The 19,578-nt window shown below is 56.5% G+C and carries 21 protein-coding genes; 8 read left to right on the forward strand and 13 right to left on the reverse strand.

The annotated features are described in order from the left end of the window. Both K3727_17960 and K3727_17965 read right to left on the reverse strand, forming a co-directional pair. Entirely contained in the window at positions 1–477 is a 477-nt protein-coding gene (locus K3727_17960; protein ID UWQ90627.1) for a GNAT family N-acetyltransferase, read from the reverse strand. A gap of 14 nt (positions 478–491) precedes the next feature. After that, positions 492–803 carry an ETC complex I subunit gene (locus tag K3727_17965; GenBank protein ID UWQ93446.1) on the reverse strand — a complete coding sequence of 104 codons (312 nt, stop codon included), beginning with the start codon at positions 801–803 and terminating at the stop codon, positions 492–494. Between the two features lie 157 nt (positions 804–960). Between K3727_17965 and uvrB the strand changes: the two genes are divergently transcribed. Next, positions 961–3,159 (forward strand): excinuclease ABC subunit UvrB, encoded by a 2,199-nt coding sequence (uvrB, locus tag K3727_17970; GenBank protein UWQ90628.1) that lies wholly within the window; start codon positions 961–963, stop codon positions 3,157–3,159. Positions 3,160–3,656: 497 nt separating this feature from the next. On the opposite strand, the gene K3727_17975 is transcribed toward uvrB, so the two are convergent. Beyond that, positions 3,657–4,010 carry an MmcQ/YjbR family DNA-binding protein gene (locus tag K3727_17975; protein UWQ90629.1) on the reverse strand — a complete coding sequence of 118 codons (354 nt, stop codon included), beginning with the start codon at positions 4,008–4,010 and terminating at the stop codon, positions 3,657–3,659. Positions 4,011–4,100: 90 nt separating this feature from the next. Here K3727_17975 and K3727_17980 point away from each other — a divergent pair, with 90 nt between their 5' ends. Both K3727_17980 and K3727_17985 read left to right on the forward strand, forming a co-directional pair. Further along, positions 4,101–4,355 (forward strand): hypothetical protein, encoded by a 255-nt coding sequence (locus K3727_17980; GenBank protein ID UWQ90630.1) that lies wholly within the window; start codon positions 4,101–4,103, stop codon positions 4,353–4,355. 152 nt (positions 4,356–4,507) lie between these two features. Further along, complete coding sequence (locus K3727_17985; GenBank protein UWQ90631.1) at positions 4,508–4,975, forward strand: YbaK/EbsC family protein; 468 nt, start codon at positions 4,508–4,510, stop codon at positions 4,973–4,975. A gap of 48 nt (positions 4,976–5,023) precedes the next feature. Here K3727_17985 and K3727_17990 read toward each other — a convergent pair whose 3' ends face one another. The 4 genes from K3727_17990 to K3727_18005 form a co-directional block, all read right to left on the reverse strand. Next, positions 5,024–5,608, reverse strand: a complete 585-nt coding sequence (locus K3727_17990) for a rhodanese-like domain-containing protein (protein UWQ90632.1) — start codon at positions 5,606–5,608, stop codon at positions 5,024–5,026. A 114-nt stretch (positions 5,609–5,722) separates the two neighbouring features. Next, the gene (locus K3727_17995) at positions 5,723–6,130 is read right to left on the reverse strand and encodes a universal stress protein (GenBank protein UWQ90633.1); all 408 of its coding nucleotides are present in this window, start codon (positions 6,128–6,130) and stop codon (positions 5,723–5,725) included. Positions 6,131–6,234: 104 nt separating this feature from the next. Then, positions 6,235–6,555 (reverse strand): antibiotic biosynthesis monooxygenase, encoded by a 321-nt coding sequence (locus K3727_18000; GenBank protein UWQ90634.1) that lies wholly within the window; start codon positions 6,553–6,555, stop codon positions 6,235–6,237. A gap of 94 nt (positions 6,556–6,649) precedes the next feature. After that, a complete protein-coding gene (locus K3727_18005) occupies positions 6,650–7,297 on the reverse strand; it encodes a ParA family protein (GenBank protein UWQ90635.1) in 648 nt (215 codons plus the stop codon). Between the two features lie 145 nt (positions 7,298–7,442). On the opposite strand from K3727_18005, the gene K3727_18010 reads away from it, so the two are divergent. Beyond that, a complete protein-coding gene (locus K3727_18010) occupies positions 7,443–8,111 on the forward strand; it encodes a hypothetical protein (protein ID UWQ90636.1) in 669 nt (222 codons plus the stop codon). 59 nt (positions 8,112–8,170) lie between these two features. On the opposite strand, the gene K3727_18015 is transcribed toward K3727_18010, so the two are convergent. The 3 genes from K3727_18015 to K3727_18025 all read right to left on the reverse strand — a co-directional run bounded on the left by K3727_18015 (position 8,171) and on the right by K3727_18025 (position 12,655). Then, entirely contained in the window at positions 8,171–10,462 is a 2,292-nt protein-coding gene (locus tag K3727_18015; GenBank protein UWQ90637.1) for a glycoside hydrolase family 55 protein, read from the reverse strand. 142 nt (positions 10,463–10,604) lie between these two features. Beyond that, positions 10,605–11,006 carry a DUF4864 domain-containing protein gene (locus K3727_18020; protein ID UWQ90638.1) on the reverse strand — a complete coding sequence of 134 codons (402 nt, stop codon included), beginning with the start codon at positions 11,004–11,006 and terminating at the stop codon, positions 10,605–10,607. Positions 11,007–11,074: 68 nt separating this feature from the next. Beyond that, entirely contained in the window at positions 11,075–12,655 is a 1,581-nt protein-coding gene (locus K3727_18025; protein UWQ90639.1) for a lysine--tRNA ligase, read from the reverse strand. A gap of 284 nt (positions 12,656–12,939) precedes the next feature. Here K3727_18025 and K3727_18030 point away from each other — a divergent pair, with 284 nt between their 5' ends. After that, positions 12,940–13,362 (forward strand): tellurite resistance TerB family protein, encoded by a 423-nt coding sequence (locus tag K3727_18030; GenBank protein ID UWQ90640.1) that lies wholly within the window; start codon positions 12,940–12,942, stop codon positions 13,360–13,362. Then, positions 13,362–13,763, forward strand: coding sequence for a GFA family protein (locus K3727_18035; protein ID UWQ90641.1), 402 nt, complete (start codon positions 13,362–13,364; stop codon positions 13,761–13,763). The genes K3727_18030 and K3727_18035 overlap by 1 nt, the downstream gene beginning before the upstream one ends. Before the next feature lie 15 nt (positions 13,764–13,778). Here the strand turns inward: K3727_18035 and dacB are convergent, their stop codons facing one another. Then, positions 13,779–15,269: a D-alanyl-D-alanine carboxypeptidase/D-alanyl-D-alanine-endopeptidase gene (dacB, locus tag K3727_18040; protein ID UWQ90642.1), complete on the reverse strand. Its 1,491-nt coding sequence runs from the start codon at positions 15,267–15,269 to the stop codon at positions 13,779–13,781. Between the two features lie 146 nt (positions 15,270–15,415). Further along, the gene (locus K3727_18045; GenBank protein ID UWQ90643.1) at positions 15,416–16,039 is read right to left on the reverse strand and encodes a nicotinate-nucleotide adenylyltransferase; all 624 of its coding nucleotides are present in this window, start codon (positions 16,037–16,039) and stop codon (positions 15,416–15,418) included. A gap of 243 nt (positions 16,040–16,282) precedes the next feature. Here K3727_18045 and K3727_18050 point away from each other — a divergent pair, with 243 nt between their 5' ends. Next, positions 16,283–17,140, forward strand: a complete 858-nt coding sequence (locus tag K3727_18050) for a putative phage abortive infection protein (GenBank protein ID UWQ90644.1) — start codon at positions 16,283–16,285, stop codon at positions 17,138–17,140. A gap of 3 nt (positions 17,141–17,143) precedes the next feature. On the opposite strand, the gene ettA is transcribed toward K3727_18050, so the two are convergent. Further along, positions 17,144–18,811: an energy-dependent translational throttle protein EttA gene (ettA, locus tag K3727_18055; protein ID UWQ90645.1), complete on the reverse strand. Its 1,668-nt coding sequence runs from the start codon at positions 18,809–18,811 to the stop codon at positions 17,144–17,146. Positions 18,812–19,146: 335 nt separating this feature from the next. Between ettA and K3727_18060 the strand changes: the two genes are divergently transcribed. Further along, on the forward strand, positions 19,147–19,353 hold the full coding sequence (locus K3727_18060) for a cold-shock protein (GenBank protein ID UWQ90646.1): 207 nt from the start codon (positions 19,147–19,149) through the stop codon (positions 19,351–19,353). The last annotated feature ends 225 nt before the right edge of the window (positions 19,354–19,578 follow it).

The following is a 19,578-nucleotide window of genomic DNA, read 5'->3' on the forward strand; positions in this document are numbered from 1 at the left end:
TCAATCGCCGGACGTCAGGTCCAGCCGCATGAATGCGCTGTTGGGGTCTTCTTCGTACCCCAGGATCGGCGGGCAATAGATATAGCCCAGCCGTTCGTACAGCGCGCGCGCTGCGTCATATTCAGGCAGCAGGTCAGATCCGGTTTCCAATACCAGCGCCGTGATCCCTGTTGTCTGCGCCGCAGTTGCAAGATGCTGCATGATCTGGCGGGCAATACCGCGGCCGCGGGCCGCTGTGGATACGTAAACGGATTTGACCTCGGCGGTGCCATCGCTCAGCGATTTCAACGCGCCGCATCCAACGGCCGTCGCGCCATCATAAGCTGCCCAGAAACGCACATCGCTGCCCCGCAGCTGATCGACGCCAAAGGTATGATCGCTTTCGGCCGGGGCCGCATCGGCCCCGTGTACCAGGTTTGCGTCAATCAACGAACGCAGATCCGACGCCGCCGGGTCTGCCAATCTGATGTCAATCACACGCGTGGTTCCTATTAGTGGGTCCAGGGAACGCGGCGGTTGGTGGCAAAGTTTTCACCGTATCCGCCAGGACGCACATTTGCCTTGCGGGCATGTGGCTCCATGACCTGGGCATCAATACCGTGGTCGCGGGCGTATTCCACCGCTTCTTCCTTGGTTGTGAAACGCAAGCGCACCTGGGTCTGGGTGTCGCTGGAGGACGTCCAGCCCATCAGCGGGTCCACTTCACGCGCGGATGCAGGCGCATATTCCAGCACCCATTTCCGTGTTTTTGCCATACCCGAGGTCATGGCGTTTCTGGCCGGCTTGAAAATCCGCGCACGCATCGCAGTCTCCGTCGTCATTTGCTGTGCCCTATATGCGCTGAACCGCGCGTGGCGGCAAGGTACCAATTGTCTCAACCCTATCTGGAGCATGTTAACGAATGCCTCTTGAACAAGAACAAAAACAGATCAAAATCAGGCGCGAAAGGAATCTTTGTTCATGCCGTATGCCCATTCCGACAAATCCGACGCCCTGATGAACACTGCCGCGCCGGATGTGGCGGCCCGACCCAAGCTGGAAGGTGGGATTCCGTTGCGGATGCAAACGGAATTCAACGCGGCCGGAGACCAGCCCACCGCAATCGCGGAACTGACCCAGGGCATTGTGGATGGGGAACAGAATCAGGTTCTGCTGGGTGCGACCGGCACCGGCAAGACCTTCACCATGGCCAAGGTCATCGAGGAAACCCAACGCCCCGCCATAATCCTGGCACCAAACAAAACATTGGCTGCACAGTTGTATGGTGAATTCAAAGGGTTTTTCCCCGACAATGCGGTCGAATACTTTGTGTCTTTCTATGACTACTATCAGCCCGAGGCCTATGTGGCGCGGTCCGACACCTATATCGAGAAAGAAAGTCAGATCAACGAACAGATCGACCGCATGCGCCATTCGGCAACCCGGGCATTATTGGAACGCGATGATGTGATCATCGTCGCCTCGGTCAGTTGCATCTATGGCATCGGTTCGGTCGAAACCTATGGCGCGATGACATTGGATCTCAAAACCGGCGGCGAATACGACCAGCGGGCCGTGATCGCGGATCTGGTGACCCAGCAATACAAACGCAACGATCAGGCATTTCAACGCGGGTCTTTTCGGGTGCGTGGCGACAGTCTGGAGATCTTTCCCGCCCACCTCGAAGATCGCGCCTGGAGGCTGTCCTTCTTTGGCGAAGAGCTGGAGTCGATTACCGAATTCGACCCGCTCACCGGGGAAAAAACCGATACGTTCGAACAGATCCGGGTCTATGCGAATTCGCATTATGTGACACCGAAACCTACGATGCAGCAGGCGATCATCGAAATCAAAAAGGAACTGCGCATCCGGCTGGATCAATTGGTTGGCGATGGCAAGCTGCTGGAAGCGCAGCGGCTGGAGCAGCGCACCAATTTCGATCTGGAAATGCTCGAGGCCACCGGCGTCTGCAACGGAATCGAAAACTATTCGCGGTATCTGACCGGTCGCGCACCGGGTGAACCGCCCCCGACGCTGTTTGAATTCATCCCCGACAACGCCATTGTCTTTGCCGATGAATCCCACGTTTCCGTGCCCCAGATCGGCGGCATGTTCAAAGGGGATTACCGGCGCAAATTCACCTTGGCTGAACACGGATTCCGGCTGCCGTCCTGCATGGACAACCGCCCGCTCAAGTTCGAGGAATGGGACACCATGCGCCCACAATCGGTGTTTGTCTCGGCCACCCCGGCGAAATGGGAGATCGAACAGACCGGCGGTGTGTTTACCGAACAGGTGATCCGCCCCACCGGCCTGTTGGACCCGCCTGTCGAAATCCGCCCAGTCGAAATGCAGGTGGATGATTTGCTGGACGAGGTGCGCAAGGTCGCCGCCGATGGGTATCGCACGCTGGTCACCACGCTGACCAAACGCATGGCCGAGGATCTGACCGAATACATGCATGAACAGGGCATCAAGGTGCGCTATATGCATTCCGACATCGACACATTGGAACGCATCGAAATCCTGCGGGATCTGCGGCTGGGGGCCTTTGACGTGCTGATCGGCATCAACCTGCTGCGCGAAGGATTGGACATCCCCGAATGTGGATTGGTGGCCATTCTGGATGCGGACAAGGAAGGGTTCCTGCGGTCCGAAACATCACTGGTGCAGACCATTGGCCGCGCTGCGCGGAACGCCGATGGCCGGGTGATCATGTACGCCGATCGCATCACCGGGTCGATGGAACGCGCGTTGGCTGAAACCGACCGCCGCCGTGCCCGCCAGATTGCCTATAACGAAGAACACGGGATCACCCCCGCAACGGTGAAAAAGAACGTCGAGGACGTATTGGCAGGGCTCTATCAGGGCGACACCGACATGAACCGCGTCACCGCCACCATTGACAAGCCACTGCATGGTGCCAATCTCGAAGCGGTTCTGGACGGGCTGCGCACCGATATGCACAAGGCCGCCGAGAATCTGGAGTTCGAAGAAGCCGCCCGCCTGCGCGATGAAGTCAAACGGCTCGAAGCGGTCGACCTCACCATCGCCGACGACCCCATGGCGCGACAATGGGCGGTCGAAAAAGCATCAGAAGCCGCCCAGAAAGCCAAGGGCCGATCAACAGCCGGGAGGCCGGGGCAACGTGGGGGAAATGTGAAGCGGCGGGGGAGGTGATTGACACCTCAAATTGAACAGAGAACACATCTATTGCGAGGGCAAAAATTTGAACTTGTCTGAAAAACTGCGTCTCTTCGTCAATTGTGTATCCTGTCTTCAGAGTTGGATACACCTTGGCACGCTGTCCTCTTTTGCCCGTTCACTTCACAGCGACCTAGGTTAGCATTTTGTTAACCAAACATCGTTCATCTTGGCTCTATGCAGACTCGAAACTCGCCTCTTTCACCAGAAGTTTGGCTGAACGACCTGTTCACATCCAAAGCCGTGCAGCAAGGCGGCGTAATCCGACGAAAAGCGCGGGATATCGAGCGTTTTGCGGGGATGGATCGTTTCATGTGCGAAGTTCACCGACGCGGTTTTCAGGTGGCAGAAAACTCAGGCCAAATCATTATCTTTTGCAACCGCGCCCCTGTACGCTGGCTTACCAAACCTGCGGTAGCGCTTTCTTGAAAAGAAAGCGGATCGAAATCTTTCAAAGATTTCGGATCTTTACGCTATAGACCCAACTCCGCCCGCAGCTTCTTCGTCAATTTCTCCACCACCATGTCATAGGACATCACGATATGATCGCGCAGGGTGGCGTCGGTCATGCCGCGTTCTTCGTAGACCTGCAGCCATTTCATCCCGCGTGAGGCCAGATAGGGCGCGGGGCGGATGCCCGGTTCGTCTTGCAGCACCTCATAGGCGATGTCGCTAACCTTGAATGTAAAGGCGGCCTCACCATCGTGCCAGCCACAAATGGCGAACACCTTGCCACCGACTTTCCATACGTCCGCATTGCCCCATTGCACCACATGGGTGGTCACCCGCAGGCCAGCGCAGAAGGTATTGAATTCATTCCGTGTCATGGCCCGATCTTTGACATGCTCGCCATATCTTGCAAGTCCGTTGGCCGGGCGCACCCTACCACACAACTCATAATTGTGGTAAATTCGCACATGCGGAGTGTAATTTACCTGTTGTCCCTGGGTCAGCTCCTGTTTCTGATGGCGATGACGCTGGATGTGGCATTGACCTCGACGGATGCCGCCGGACAGAGCATGGCGTTTGGTCTGTTGATGGCCGGATACATGATTGTCGCGGCCTGTGTTCTGCCAGCGGTGATCCTGGCGCGGTCTGAAAACTGGCAATGGTTGGGGGTGCCTTTGGCTGTGGCCCCTGTGCTGGTCGCCCTGGCAGTTTTTGCTCTCTAGGCCTCCCTTGTGCACAGTGCTTGCCCGACTCACCCCAACAGGCGCAGACTGGCAGATACCTCCCACCTAGGACGCTCCGGTCGCTCCCTGTCGGGGGAGTACCGCGACCGCGACTGTTCCTTTCTGGGCTCCAAATCTGGAAGGAGGACAAAATGATAGCTGCGCGACTGAAACACCACCTGGAGGCCAGCAACCTCCCCTATGACATGCGTGCCCACCCCTATGCTGCCACAGCGCAGGAATGCGCAGAGGCGGCGCATGTACCGGGTGATCGTCTGGCAAAATCGGTGCTGATCCACATGGAGGAAGGTCCGTTATTGGCCGTGATTCCGTCAACCCAGCAGGTCGACCTGACAGCATTGCAGGCAATGATGCACCGGCGGTTGGGGTTGGCACGCGAAGCAGACATGGTGCCTGTTTTTGACGATTGCGATCTTGGTGCCGCGCCGCCTGTCGGTATGGCCTATGACGTTCCAACAGTGATCGACGACAGCCTCACCGGGCTCGAAACTGTCTGGTTCGAAGCCGGAGATCACAAGACCCTGGTCGAAATGAAGGGGCGAGATTTCGATCGTCTCATGCGCCGGGCCGAACATGGCGACATCTGCTGTATCCAGTGACGCGGGCCGCAAGGCAGGGCGGACCTGCCTTGCGGGTGGTCCAAAGACTCAGTTTTCGACGCTTAGCCCCAGCATCCGCCAGACCTGCATTCCGCCGCGATAATAGTGGATCAAATCTGCTGGGTACCCGGCCTTGATCATGTTGCGCGCGGCATTGGGAGATTGGCCGCACCATGGGCCATTGCAAAACAGCGCGACCGGTTTGGCCCCCTCACAGTCAAAGCCGTCAAAGTCGATTTCACACCCCAATGCGTCCAGACGGTCGGCGGCTTCGGTATAGGGGATGTTGATTGACCCGGCGATGGTCCCGGTTTTGTAATGGTCCGGGATCCGGCTATCGACCACAATGGCCTTGGGGTCCTGCAACATGGCGATCAACTCCAGCTCCCCAATCGTGGTCACGCCTTCGGCCGGGCTCATCGGTTGGACACAAAATGGCGGGCACGCGCGCGAGGTTTTGGCCCAATCACCGGACACGACATTGTCGTTGTCCTGAATGCGCGAGATGGTTGCCGTGCCACCTTCGGGCAACGGCACCTCTGCAGCAGGCATTTCACGGGTGATTTGTACGGGGTCGGCCCAAATGGGACCGGCCAGACCGGCCATAACAACAGCGAGCGCAAGGTTTTTCATGAATGTTTCCTCCAAATTCACATGACCAGGGCACCGCCAAACGGCGACGCCCTGACACTTTGAGTCATCCATTCAATGCACATATTTGAATGTATTATCTATGTGACAGATTGGTCAGCGCACGACATGCACGGCGCAACTCGCGTGACGCACAATCTGGGTTGCGGTCGACCCCAACAGCAGGTCCTGCATGCCCGGACGGTGAGAAGCAATGATGATCAAGTCCGGTTTGTTGACCTCGGCCCAATCCAGGATTGACCGACCGGAATGCCCTTCGATGACCAATCCGCGCCCGTTTGGTATTGTGTTGGCCAGCGCATCCAGTTCCCCCTGGATGGCAGCCCGGGCCTCGGCCAAATAATCGGCGGGCATATAGCTGATGGCGTAGGCTGGAATATGTTCGACGACATGCAACAGCGTGATCTGCGCCTCGGGTGTGGAAAGCATCTGGGCCAATTTCAATGGTCCAGACACATCGCGTTCGCTGTCAAAAGAAATCGGAACAAGGATATTGTGATACATGAGATCGCTCCTTTTCGGCTGAGCACAGTATCACCCGTGATTCCGAAACGAGCCTTGATTCAAATCATGGTTCCAGGGGACACGAATTCCGACCCCGATTTTGGTCAATCAAAGGTCATGGCAACATCGTACATCACGGGCTCGAAACTCTTGCACAGCTCATTTATATCGCGGTTGCGTCGCCGCATCTCGGGCGTGCGCAACATCGCCTGAAAATCTTCCCGACGTTGCCACTGCGAATAATTGGCAATCCGGGTCTGTGCGTCGTTGACGTGAAGCCCAGCCGCAATGAACCCCGGCTGCTTGGAGATAAAGTCAGCATAAGCAGCCTTGAGCGCGTCCAGCAGATCCTCACAAGTGCCGGGCGTCATTTCGAATGTTGTAATGACCGTCTGGATTTCGTTGTTTTCGGCAATATTGGGCATGTGTTCCTCCGTTTGGACATCTTCAGCCTAAGCCAATTCAATGCCAACAGGGAACAGGTTTTCACCAAACATTTGCCCGGACTGGCACCTTGGATCAGGCGGCCCGGTCTTCGGAAGTATTTAGAATGTCGCGTATTTCGGCCATCAGTGCCGCCATTTCTCCATGCGCAGGGCCCTTTGGTGCTTCGACCGCAGCTTTGCCCTGACCCAGCGTTTCGGCATAGACCACCCGGTTTGACATGGGTGTTTCAGCCAGACGGGCGCTCAGGCCGCGGGCCTTTTCCGTGACATCGGCTGTCAGGCGGGTACCGGGACGGGCACGGGTCATCACCAGCATGGTCTCCTTGTCTTCGCGGTCGGCCAGGTACAGCACCATCTCAACGGCCCACAGATCCAGATGCGAACTGGCCACTGGCACCAGAACCAGATCCGCCGCGCGCAATGCGGGGCGCAAATCGCTGTCTGCCTTTGGGGGGGTGTCGATGATGACGATATCAAAGGTTTCCCGCAATTTGCGGATTTCATAGCTGATCCCCCAGGCCGACGCGGTCGAAAATTCGATCCCTGGGTCGTCCATGACCTCAAGCCGGGTCATGAACCAGCGACCGGCGCTGCCTTGCGGATCAATATCGACCAGAGCAACCGATTTGCCCGCCCGCGAGAACGCAACAGCCAGGTTGACAGCCAGCGTCGTTTTCCCCGCGCCACCCTTTTGCTGTGCAATGGTGATGATTTGGCCCATGACGACACCCCTCTTCGCTGCGACGCAGCATAACCCGATCTTCACAGGGTGCAATGTCCAATCGCTGTGTGGGATCGCCGCAGCGGCGCGGTTCGTAACCAAACCTTAACCAAGTTTACCGAAACCTGTTAACAGGGAGGGAGCCATGCGCGCGATCCTGGTTTGCGTTCTGTTGCACGTCGTCCTCGCCACCCCGGCGCAGGCGGGCGCATGGATGCGCGACAGAGGCACAGGATTTATCGCGACGTCGTCGACACTGCGTCAATTCCCCGACTACCTTGGGCATGAAACCAGCGTCTACGCGGAATACGGGCTCGCTCAGAAATTGACCGTTGGCCTGGACTATAACCAGGGCAGCTTTTCGTCCGGCCATGCCATGCTGTTTGCACGGGTCCCGCTGGGCAAGCCTCGAACAAGATACCGCTTTTCTGCCGAGCTTGGGCTGGGTCTGTATTTCTTTGGCGGTTTTCGGGAACAGATGCAAAAGCTGACGCTGTCTTATGGCCGCAACCTGGAAACCCGATTTGGTCACGGATGGCTCGCAATCGACCTGGCCAGCGAATTTCGCCAGGGCCTCCCCGGCCCCACGATCAAGCTGGACACCACAATCGGCCTGTCCGGCACCAAACGGCTGCAACCAATGCTTCAGATCGAAACGTCGCGCCCCGCCATCGGTCCGGTAAATTGGGCCGTCATTCCATCCATCAGATATCGCACAAAAAACAACATCTCCTGGGTGATTGGCGCCGAACGAAAGAGCGTTGGAAACCACAAATCAATTGGCGTCAAACTCGCCTTTTGGAAGGAGTTCTGATCAGTCACGTTCTTGAACAAGGGGCCGCGCAACGTGGCACGGCCCCAAGAATTGAACGCCTACGAGAAATTGTCCATCCGGATGATCACGTTGGCTTCACCTTTGACCGCCTGGCCCCAGCTCAGCTTGACCACATCGAAATTCGCGCCTTCCAAAACCGCGGCATAGGGCGCGATATATCGCGTGGTCCCCCCAGAATCCGATAGCGGACCAATCGGAACCACGCTGTCCATGTTCCTGGCATATCCCTGGAACGGCAACAGCCCGTCGGTCTTAACATTCCAAACCGCGGCCTCGGTGGCCTGTTCATGACGGACGCGCAATGGATTGGACACGACCGCGCTCACGTTGTGGAACGTATTGCCCTCAAAGCTCACATTCTTGAACCGGTTTCGGTTCAAGTCTGCAAAACTTGTGTCCACCCGTTCGGCCCGGTCGATGGTGCCATTGATGCTGCGGAATTTGTTCCCCATGATCGACACACCGTTCAGGAAATGCCCGGTTCCATGCGGTTTCACCACAATGTAGCTAAACCAGGGGGCCACATCACCCGACAAAAAGATGTTGTCGGTGATTGCCATCGAACTAAAGGAGAACCCGTTCAGGTAATCCGGGTTTGGGTCCTGTTCGTTGGTCCATTCGATAAAGGCATTATCCAGGTAATTCCCCGAAATCGTGCAACTGGTGAACGAACTGATAATGACAAGACCCGCACTGCGAACCCCGTTTGCCACACCGTCACCCTGGAAGAAGTGATTGCCCAGAACCATGCTGTTAAATCCCGCCAACAGCGCAAAATGTTTGAACCGGGTCGCACGGCAATTGCGAATCTTGACGTCATTGGCATTGGCGTTGATCGCAATCGACGTCCGGTCAGGGACATCCAATGGCTCTTCGGACGACAGAAATTGGCATCGATCGATCAGCATCCCCTGACACCCGCCCCCGATCGAAGTAATCCCGCGGTCCTTGGGACGGGAGATGAAACAATCCTGCAACGAAAAGGTCGCCCCTTTGTCTGCCAGGCGAATGGCGCTGCAGTGGTTGTTGCACTGGAATTCGATATCTTCCATCCCAAATTTGTCTAGCTTGGTGAAGCCCGAGAAATCAATCAGGTACTTGAAGCTTCTGAAGGTGAAGTTTTGCGTCCCTTCGGCATCGAACAGGGGCGCGTTCATGGTGATTTCACCAGCGGCCACATTTTTGCTGCGCACGTAGATTTCGCGACCAACACCGGCACCTTCAATCAAGGACCCAACCGGGATATTGGCAACATTCACCACATTTGTCAGGACCCGACTGTCCGACGCGCTGTATGTCGCCTGCGACACGAATGTCTCTGTATCCCAAACGCTGGATGCAACCGCTTCGAGCTGACCATTTCGGATCACGCGGCGCGTTGCATAGCTGGTTTTGCTGGGCACAGCAGCCTTCATGTCGATCGGTTCGTGCACGGCGACCTTGCGGCCCCGCATGTCCAGGGACTCGTGATCCGAATTGAACAGCAACGCCTGAAACGCCTTTTTAAAGGCAAGCTCTTCGTTTCCAAAAGCCGAGATATAAGCTGGCAGATCAAAATTCTTGGTCAGCAACAGCATCTGATCAGTCGGCATCGTTACTGTGCCTTCAAATTCGACCTCGGAAACAAATTGCGCTCCACTGGCAAGGTGATAGGTCCCGGCAGGCACCAGAACGTTGCGCCCGTTGGCCGCCTGATCCGCCGCTTCGAATGCGGCCGAGTCGTCGGTGACGCCATCCCCAACCGCGCCAAAATCGCGGACGTCCACAACGCTCATCAGATCCCGCAAATAGATGCCGCTGATGTCGTTGATCTCGATGTCGTCAATGCGAACCACGCCGCCACTGGGACCTGTCAGATCAATGCCAAAATGGCCGTAAAGGGCGTCTGGCCCCCAAACCATATCAACACCGCCACGCAGACCAGGGCCCACAATCGCGGTCACTTCGACCACCTGACCATAGCTGGTCAATGATGTTGACGTACCAACTTCGGTCACTCCAGCGACATGGCTCCCGCCACTGGCCCCGGCCCAGGCTGCAACACGAACGTCTGGAAGATTGCCGCTGACAGCCTTGATCCGCACTTTGATCTGCAGATAACACCCCGGCAACATCGGCGTTTCGCCCATGTAGCGCAGTTTGGTGGTTGATGTGGTTTTTTGCAGCTCCAAACAACTGCCAAAGTCCTGATCCGCAGGGACAAGCACAGCATTGGGGGCCGAAGCATAGGTGTCAGACCCCGGTGTCCCATCGCCGCTTGACCATACATTCAGCCCATTCTCGAACGCGGGCGGCGTCAGCAGCACCCCCTCGGTGATTGCCTTGTTCATTCGAATCCCTTTCAAAAACCGCCCGCGGCTGATCACCGGAGCTTTTAGGTCATGCTCGGGTCCGGGCAGCACCCGAACGCGAAAAAAGGGAATAAGGTATGGGTCTTAATTCGTCCTCACACCACCGTCACGGTCGCGTTGCTCACGCGCTGGCACCAATTGCCTGAACCCGCTGTACGGCATTGATTTTCCATCCACTTCCAGAGTTAATCATTTGGTAATCCAACAAATGAACACGGCCGGACAGATCGGTCACCATGACTCTTTGCCAGAACCCTGTTTCCGTCTCGCGCAATTCAAGGAACTGAACATCAGCGGGCCGCCAGACCATTGGATACCCTTGGCGCACCATCAATCCAAAGTTCTGTGGCGTCCCGAACAAACGTTGGATCGTCGGACTGGCATAGGAAAATGCACGGTCAAAGTCATCGACTTCGAGGGCTTCGATCTGTTTTCCGATAACCGCTTTGATATCGGCGCTCTGCGCCTGCACCGTTCCGGTCAGCATCAGAGCAAAAACAATCGGAATCCAAAATCGACGCATAACAAACCTCCCCAGCTGGCTGCTGTAGAGGTAGTGTTTCTTACCTTCAGGTCAAACGGCTGAACAGGTTATCCCAGTTCGCCCGCCAGGCCTTTGTCGATCAGCGCAATGGTTTCACCCACGCCATACAGCGCGACAAAGCCGCCAAAACGCGGCCCCTGACTGGCCCCCAGCAGCACTTCGTACAGCGCTTTGAACCAGTTGCGCATGTTTTCTTTGCCGAAATGCTCGCGGCCGACCTCAAACACGATGCCTTGCAGGCTATCGCCATCCGTTTCCCCATCCCACGCGGCCAGTTTGGCGCGGAATTCTTCCAACGCGGCACGTTCTGCGTCATCCGGTGCACGGAAGACTTTGGCTGGCTGGATGAAGTCCTCGTAGTATTTGACCGCATACCCCGCAGCTGCATCCAGATCCGGATGGGTTTCGGCGGTGGCTTCGGGCGCATAGCGCCGGATGAACCCCCACAGCGTTTCCTTGTCATGGGCTGATGCCACGGATGCCAAATTCAGCAACATACCAAATGGCACCACCATTTTGGATTCAGGCACATCCCCGCCGTGAATATGCCACACCGGGTTGTTCAACTGCGCCTTCAGTTCCTGCCCATGATAGGCGCGCAGCTGTTGGTGATATTCATCCATCGCCTTTGGGATGACATCGAAATGCATCCGCTTGGCGGTCTTGGGCTTCTGGTACATGAAATAGGCGAGACTCTCGGTCGACGCGTAGGTCAGCCATTCATCAATCGAAATCCCGTTTCCGGACGTTTTGGAAATCTTCTGACCGCTGGCATCCAGAAACAGCTCATAGGTGAAATGCTCGGGCGCGCGCCAACCCAGAATCCGACAGATCTTGTCATAGATAGGCGTGTTGGTGCTGTGGTCCTTGCCGTACATTTCGAAATCGACTTCCAGAGCCGCCCAGCGCGCGCCAAAGTCCGGCTTCCACTGCAACTTCACATTGCCGCCAGTCACCGGAAGGGTCCATTCCTTGCCGTCTTCATCATCAAATGTGATCGTGTAACTCTCGGCATCCACCTTCTTCATCGGCACATACAGAACCCGACCGGTTTCCGGATGGATCGGCAGGAAGATCGAATACGTCTGACGCCGCTCTTCGCGCAGCGACTTTAGCATCACTTCCATCACGTCATCGTATTTATCAACTGCGCGCTTCAGGATCTCGTCGAATTGGCCCGTACCATAGAAATCTGTGGCGGAGTAAAACTCATAGTCGAAGCCAAAGGTGTCTAGGAACCGCCGCAGCATGGCATTATTGTGGTGACCAAAGCTGTCGTGCGTGCCAAATGGATCCGGCACGCTGGTCAGCGGCTTTTGCAGGTGTTCATGCAGGCCTTCGGAATTGGGCACATTGCCCGGCACTTTGCGCATCCCGTCCAGATCATCCGAAAAACAGATCAGCTTTGTCGGAATGTCGCTGATCAACTCGAACGCGGTCTTGATCATCGTGGTGCGGGCCACTTCGCCAAACGTGCCGATATGCGGCAGACCCGACGGGCCATAGCCGGTCTCGAACAGCACATACCCCTTCTCCGGCGCGCCTTTGGCATAACGTTTGAGCACCCGGCGGGCTTCTTCAAACGGCCAGGCTTTGCTCTGCAGAGCGGTTTCGCGCAGTTCGGACATGTCGTTCTCCATCGGCGGCAATCTTGCCGCATCACGTATCAGGGCTGCCCCATGCAGCCGACTGAACCCGTCTATTGTGCTGGTGCAGCATGAGTCAATAAACTCGAACCACATATCGGTGTCCGCTTGCGACAAAACACCCGTCCGCCGCTCACGGCCCGCGCGCTCAGCCTCATTGCCCCCACAGCAGCCGAATGTTGCGCATTCGCGTCAGCGGGTGTTGTACCCGCCTCCCTGCCTCCGTATCTTGAACCCACGTAACGCCGCACGAAGGATAAAAACAAATGACCGAGCAACCCTCACATTCGATGACCCCTCAGGATTGCCTTGTGGCCATCATGGTGGCGGTTTCGGCTTCGGACGAAACCATCCGCACGGCCGAATTGGTGAAAATCCAATCTGCAGTCAACATGCTGCCGGTGTTTGCCAAATATGACATCGACCGGATCAGCCGGATTTCGAAAACCGTATTTGATCTGCTGGAACAGGAAGACGGGCTTGATGCCTTGTTCGGGCTCATCCGCGGCGACCTGCCTGACCGTCTGAACGAAACCGCTTATGCGCTGGCCTGTGATGTTGCGGCTGCAGACGGCACGCTGGCCGAACCTGAACTGCGTCTTCTCGAGGAAATCCGCCACGAGCTGAACATTGACCGTTTGCACGCCGCCGCCATCGAACGCGGTGCCCGCGCGCGCCACGTGGTGTAATGTCAGGCGGCAAGACCCCGGTTCACAACGGGTCCTGCCATTGTGGCCGGGTCCGTTTCCGGCTGAGCGCCGCCGTCGACCACAAGCGGATTTGCAATTGTTCCATCTGTCACAAACGCGGCGCGTTGATCTTTCGTGTTAAGCAAGATCAGATCGAACTCCTGACCCCGTTCGAAGATCTCCACGTCTATGTGTGGGGCACGGGCACGGCGCGGGACTACTTCTGCAAGACGTGCGGGATTCTCCCGTTTCGCCGTCCACGTAGGAATACCGTGGATGAAACCGCTGCGGGAGTTCCCGAATTCACGGGCTGGGCTGTCAATCTGCGCTGTCTTGACGGGTTCGACCCATCCGATCTGCCAATCCGACACATAGACGGGCTGGCCCTGCCACTGCCCTAAACTCGGGGCGCGACCTCACGATCCATACAACGCACCCCAGCGTTCTATCAGCTTCTGTTGCAGCTTCTTCGCACTCCGGTTCCAGGTTCGCGCCCCCGCTGGCACCTCTCGGTCCGCCCGTTTTATCCGGGCCCGACGATCAACATCAGCAACAAATATGGCAAAGGCCAGTTCGGTTCCGTCGGCAGCCGTCATAAATCCACCCAATCCAGAGACAAAGTTCAGCGTCCCGGTTTTGGCATTCACCTTGATCGGATGTGTCTTGTTGATCCGCCCCTTGGCATCACGCATCGGAAATGGTTTGAGCAGCGGATGCAGAACCCCGGTTTTGCGGACTTTGACCAGCGCTCCGACCAGATCCACGGCCGTCATGCGCGACGCATCGCCCAACCCGGAATGGTCCACCATACGTGTCCCCGTCATTCCATACCGCTGTGCGGCCCAATCACTCATGGCACCGCCTGAATCCTTGAGTGACCGCATTCTGACGCCCCTTGCTGCGGTCGCGGTCATACCGACCATCTCTGCTGTCAGATTGTTGGAGTACTTCAACATTCCATAGAGTATTTTAGACAATGGCACGCTTTGGCGTTGTGCAAGAACAGTACCTCCGGTCGATCTCCCGACGACACCCTTTTTCAGTACAACCCCATTCGCCCGCATCATTGTGGCAAAGACATCCCCCGCATAGGCCGCTGGTCTGCGCACCGGCAACCACCGGGACCCACCCTTGCCCAACGCTCCACTGGCCACGGTCCAATTGTCCACGCCATTGCGATCCGCATAGGTATAGACCGGCACCTGACGCTTGATGACCTTCATCTTGGCCATATGCACTTCGGGGCGGTATTTCTCGGTGCGGGCATCCATGGCGACGGAATAGCCTTTGGAGCCGCGCTTCCACTCGAAATGCACCCGGTTATAATTCAGCGCGATCCCGGACACCGCCGGACTGTACCCCAGATGATCAGGCTGTTCAGAGTCAATGCTGGCCACCATGGGCAGCGCGCTGTCGTCAATCTTGAACGTGCCGCGCACTTCACGGATGCCCTTGGATTTGACCGCGGCGGCCAGCGCCGCAAGATGGTCGGTATTCAGCGTCGGGTCCCCGCCCCCCTGCAACACCAGATCGCCTTTCAAAACGCCGTTCTTGATTGGCCCCGTGGCAATGACACGCGTCTCGAACCGATAATTCGACCCCAGAACTTCCATCGCATACAGCGCAGTCAGCGCCTTGGCCACACTGGCAGGTGGCAGGCTTTCCTTGCCGTTCAGCGCCTCCAGATGCAGGCCCGATTTCACATCGGCCACGGCACAGACCACATGCCCCTGAATGCCAGAGCGTCGCACCAGAGACTCGATCCCACCTTGGGCCTGGGCTGTGAACTCTGCTCCACGGGCAATCGGGCGCAAGGATTTGGTAGGGGCCGTTGCCCATCCGGTCGCGGGCAAGGCCACACAACTCAGCCCGGCGACAAACCCACGTCTTGTCAGCTTCAATGCCATTTGGTCACTCTAATCATCACCCCTGAATGGAATCGGGTCTAGACCGGTTTTTCAAGGGTAATTCGCCGCTTAAGCAATCAATATGTGGCGATCCACACAGTGTTTCCGGATCAGAGACGACCATTCACCCTCGGTTCATCCCTGTTTTACCTCTGCGGCCAGTCGCCTTTGGCGCGGATTTCGGTCGAACTGGCCGACATCATGGGCACGTTCACGAAGCACCACGCGGGGGCCTGGGATTGCCCCAACAGGTGACTGGCCCGGCTGGACAGCCGATATTTACCATAGATTCGCGCCGCCGGGGACATCCGCGCCGAGATCCGATCACCGGGCCGGGCAAGCACCCCGACCGGCACCGTTTCCATGATCTGGCGCCAATCCTTCCAGCGGTGAAACTGCGCCAGATTGTCGGCCCCCATCAACCAGACGAATTGCACCCCTGGATGCCGCCGCCGCAATTCGAACAGCGTTTCAGCGGTATACCGAGTGCCCACATGAGTTTCGAAATCGCTGGCCTGAACGCGCGGGTGGCGCAACAGCTCCTGCGCCGCCTGCATCCGCCGCGTCAATTGCGCAGGCCCCCGCGTTTTCAGCGGATTGCCGGGAGACACCAGCCAAACCACCCGATCCAACCCAAAGCGTTTCAACGCCTCGCGCGTGATATGCACATGCCCCATATGCGGCGGATCAAACGACCCCCCAAGCAACCCAACCCGCATCCCCGGGCACATATGCGGCAACCTGTTACTCATGACGGCCTTGATGCACATAGAATGGGGGAGAAATCAATTGGTTGGCGCAGGGCCACCTTAAGACAAACGCACCGCCTCCCTTGGAGCGCGTCACACAGTGGCACGCCCCGCGCCTGACCTTCCCCCGGGAAGGCGCTTTGCACCTCCCCAAGATCAAGTGCGGGTCTTGTGTTGGGGAGGAGTTAGCGGCATTCGTTCTCACTAGGGCTGTGATTTGAAATTGTAGTGATCCAAATTCACGCTGATAGTTGGAGATTGTTTTTGAAAAGTGATTCTGATGAAAAAGACGCGAGCGAAGAAAAGGGGCCAAGCCTGTGGATGGCGTTTGGTCTTTTTATTCTTGTTTGCATGATGTGGGGCGGGAACATCTTCTTCTTAGGTGGCTCTAAGCCGGATGTGCGAGGGACATACGGTGATATGTTTGGGGCTATAAATGCCCTCTTTACGGGGCTGGCATTTGCAGCGGTGATCTATGCAATTTTCCTTCAAAAGCACGAGGTTAGGCTTTTGAAGTCTGAATTGAAGGGAACGAAGCGGATGATGGAGAAACAGCAAAAGCTGGCTGATGTTCAACTCCAGAGACAACGAGTGCAAGCTTTTGAGAGTACGTTTTTCCAATATTTGGCAGTGTTCAATCAAATTGTTTCTGAAATGGATTTGAAATCTAAAGATAAACCCACAGTAACAGGAAAAGACGTTTTTCCTGTGTTTTTGACACGAGTTGCCGGATGGAGGCCCCCTGCCAAAAAGCGTCCCTTTATGGAGCAACGAGAGAGCGGGTGGATGGGAAGCGCATATGAAAAATTCTACAATGGAGATGATATTCATCCCGGTCACGCTTCGGAGCTGGGGCACTATTTTCGAACTTTGTACAATATTTTCAAATATGTTCACAAGAGTGAGGGTATTGATAAGCGTCTTTATACAAACTTGATCCGAGCTCAGCTGTCTGACGATGAAGTCATGCTACTTTTCCTTAACGGGTTATCTAAGAAAGGTGACAAGTTCAAACCGCTGTTGGAAGAGTACGCCGTCCTTAAGAATGTAGATAAGAGAAGTGATTTCTATGGGTTGTCGGAGAGAAAGGGAGATTACTCTCTCTCCGCTTTTGGTGAGTAGCGGTTAACGCACAAACTTCTTATGCTTCAACCGCTTGGGCTCCAGCGCGTCTGCGCCGAGACGGCGTTTCTTGTCTTCTTCATAGTCCTCGAAGTTACCCTCGAACCATTCCACGTGGGCGTCGCCTTCGAACGCCAAGATGTGGGTACAGATCCGGTCGAGGAAGAAGCGGTCGTGCGAGATCACAACGGCGCAGCCGGCGAAATCGACCAGCGCGTCTTCCAATGCCCGCAGGGTTTCCACGTCCAAATCGTTGGTCGGTTCGTCGAGCAGCAGCACGTTGCCGCCCTCTTTCAACAGACGCGCCATATGGACCCGGTTGCGCTCCCCGCCTGACAACAGGTTCAGCGGCTTCTGCTGATCGCCACCTTTGAAGTTGAACGACGAACAATAGGCGCGCGAATTCACCTGTGCATCACCCAGTTCGATGATCTCGGCCCCGCCTGAAATCGATTCCCAAACGGTGTCCTTGTCGTTCAGGTCATCGCGCGACTGATCCACATAGGACAGTTTGACGGTATCCCCATAGGTCACGGACCCCGTGTCGGGTTGTTCCTGACCGGTCAGCATCCGGAACAGGGTCGATTTACCGGCACCGTTGGGACCGATGACGCCGACAATACCACCGGGCGGCAGCGCAAAGGACAGCCCTTCGACCAGCTGTTTGTCGCCATAGTGTTTGGCGATATTGTCGACCTCGATCACTTTGCCACCCAGACGGGGGCCATTGGGGATGACGATCTGGGCACGGGCCAGCTTCTCACGTTCGGATTGGTTGGCCAGATCGTTATAGGCGTTGATCCGGGCCTTGGATTTGGCCTGGCGCGCCTTTGCACCCTGACGCATCCATTCCAATTCGCGTTCCAGCGTCTTTTGCTTGGATTTGTCCTCGCGGGCTTCCTGCTCCAGCCGTTTGGCCTTTTGCTCCAGCCACGCGGAATAATTGCCCTCGTACGGAATGCCACGACCACGGTCGAGTTCGAGGATCCACCCGGTGATGTCATCCAGGAAATAACGGTCGTGGGTGACGCACAGGATGGTGCCCTTGTAGTCGATCAGATGCTGTTGCAGCCAGGCGATGGTTTCCGCGTCCAGGTGGTTGGTCGGTTCGTCGAGCAGCAACATGTCAGGCGCTTCGAGCAACAGTTTGCACAGCGCGACGCGACGTTTTTCACCACCCGACAGATTGGCAATCTCGGCATCATCCGGGGGGCACCGCAGCGCCTCCATCGAGATGTCGATCTGGCTGTCCAGGTCCCACAAGTTTTCAGAATCAATGGCGTCCTGAAGAGCAGTCATCTCTTCCATCAGCTCGTCGGTATAGTTTTCCGCCATCTCGACGGCGATTGCATTGAACCGATCCACCTTGGCCTTTTTTTCGGCCACGCCCAGCATGACGTTCTCACGCACGCTCAATGTTTCGTCCAATTTCGGCTCCTGCGGCAGGTACCCGACCTTGGCACCTTCGGCCGCCCACGCCTCGCCGGTGAAGTCGGTATCCAGCCCAGCCATGATCTTCATCAAAGTCGATTTACCGGCACCGTTGACGCCGACCACACCGATTTTCACACCGGGGAGAAACGACAGGTGGATGTTTTCAAAGCATTTCTTGCCACCGGGATAGGTCTTGGAGACACCCTGCATATGGTAGACGTACTGATAGGCGGCCATGGTTGGGCTCCGTGCTGGGACATTCAGATCAGAGCGTGTGATAACGGACGATGCGCGTGGGGGCAATCCACCGCCCGGCGAAAGACCCTGAGACCCAGGAAGAAACCTGAAACGGTTCGAGAGCCCCCGTGCATGGGTCAGCGCCGTCTGGCTGCTAATTTTCTGAATCAAAACCAATCCTTGCCAGAGTCCTCTTCACCTGTCATACGCATCGGGCTTACGTTTTTCTTTTTCGACCACTGTCTCCTTTTATACGGCGCTCAGTCTTTCGATCCAGACCTACGACGCCAGGTTGCCGCAGCTACGCGGGCAACATTATTTAGGAGACTACGGATATGGCCAACGGCACCGTAAAATGGTTCAACACCACCAAAGGCTTCGGCTTCATCGCACCTGAAACCGGTGGCAAAGACGTGTTTGTGCACATCTCTGCTGTCGAGCGTTCGGGCCTGACCGGTCTGGCCGACAATCAGAAAGTGACTTTTGACGTGGAATCCGGCCGTGACGGCCGCGAAAACGCGACAAACATCCAGCTGGCCTGATTTTTTCAGAGACCACTGACGAAGGCCGATCCCGATCGGCCTTCGTTTTCCAATCCGCACCAAAAAATGCGGATACGATATTGACTAGCTTACATTTTTTCCGAGCCTTCAGGCCGTCCCCCCGATGTGGCATTGCGCAACGTCGGGAGAATTGATGCGTTCTTCACTCTTGTAAGACGCGTTCACCGATGCCATATCTCAGATCGCTAACGTTTCTATTTCGAC

This window comes from Rhodobacteraceae bacterium M382, assembly GCA_025141015.1.
GTDB classification, from domain to species: domain Bacteria; phylum Pseudomonadota; class Alphaproteobacteria; order Rhodobacterales; family Rhodobacteraceae; genus Aliisedimentitalea; species Aliisedimentitalea scapharcae.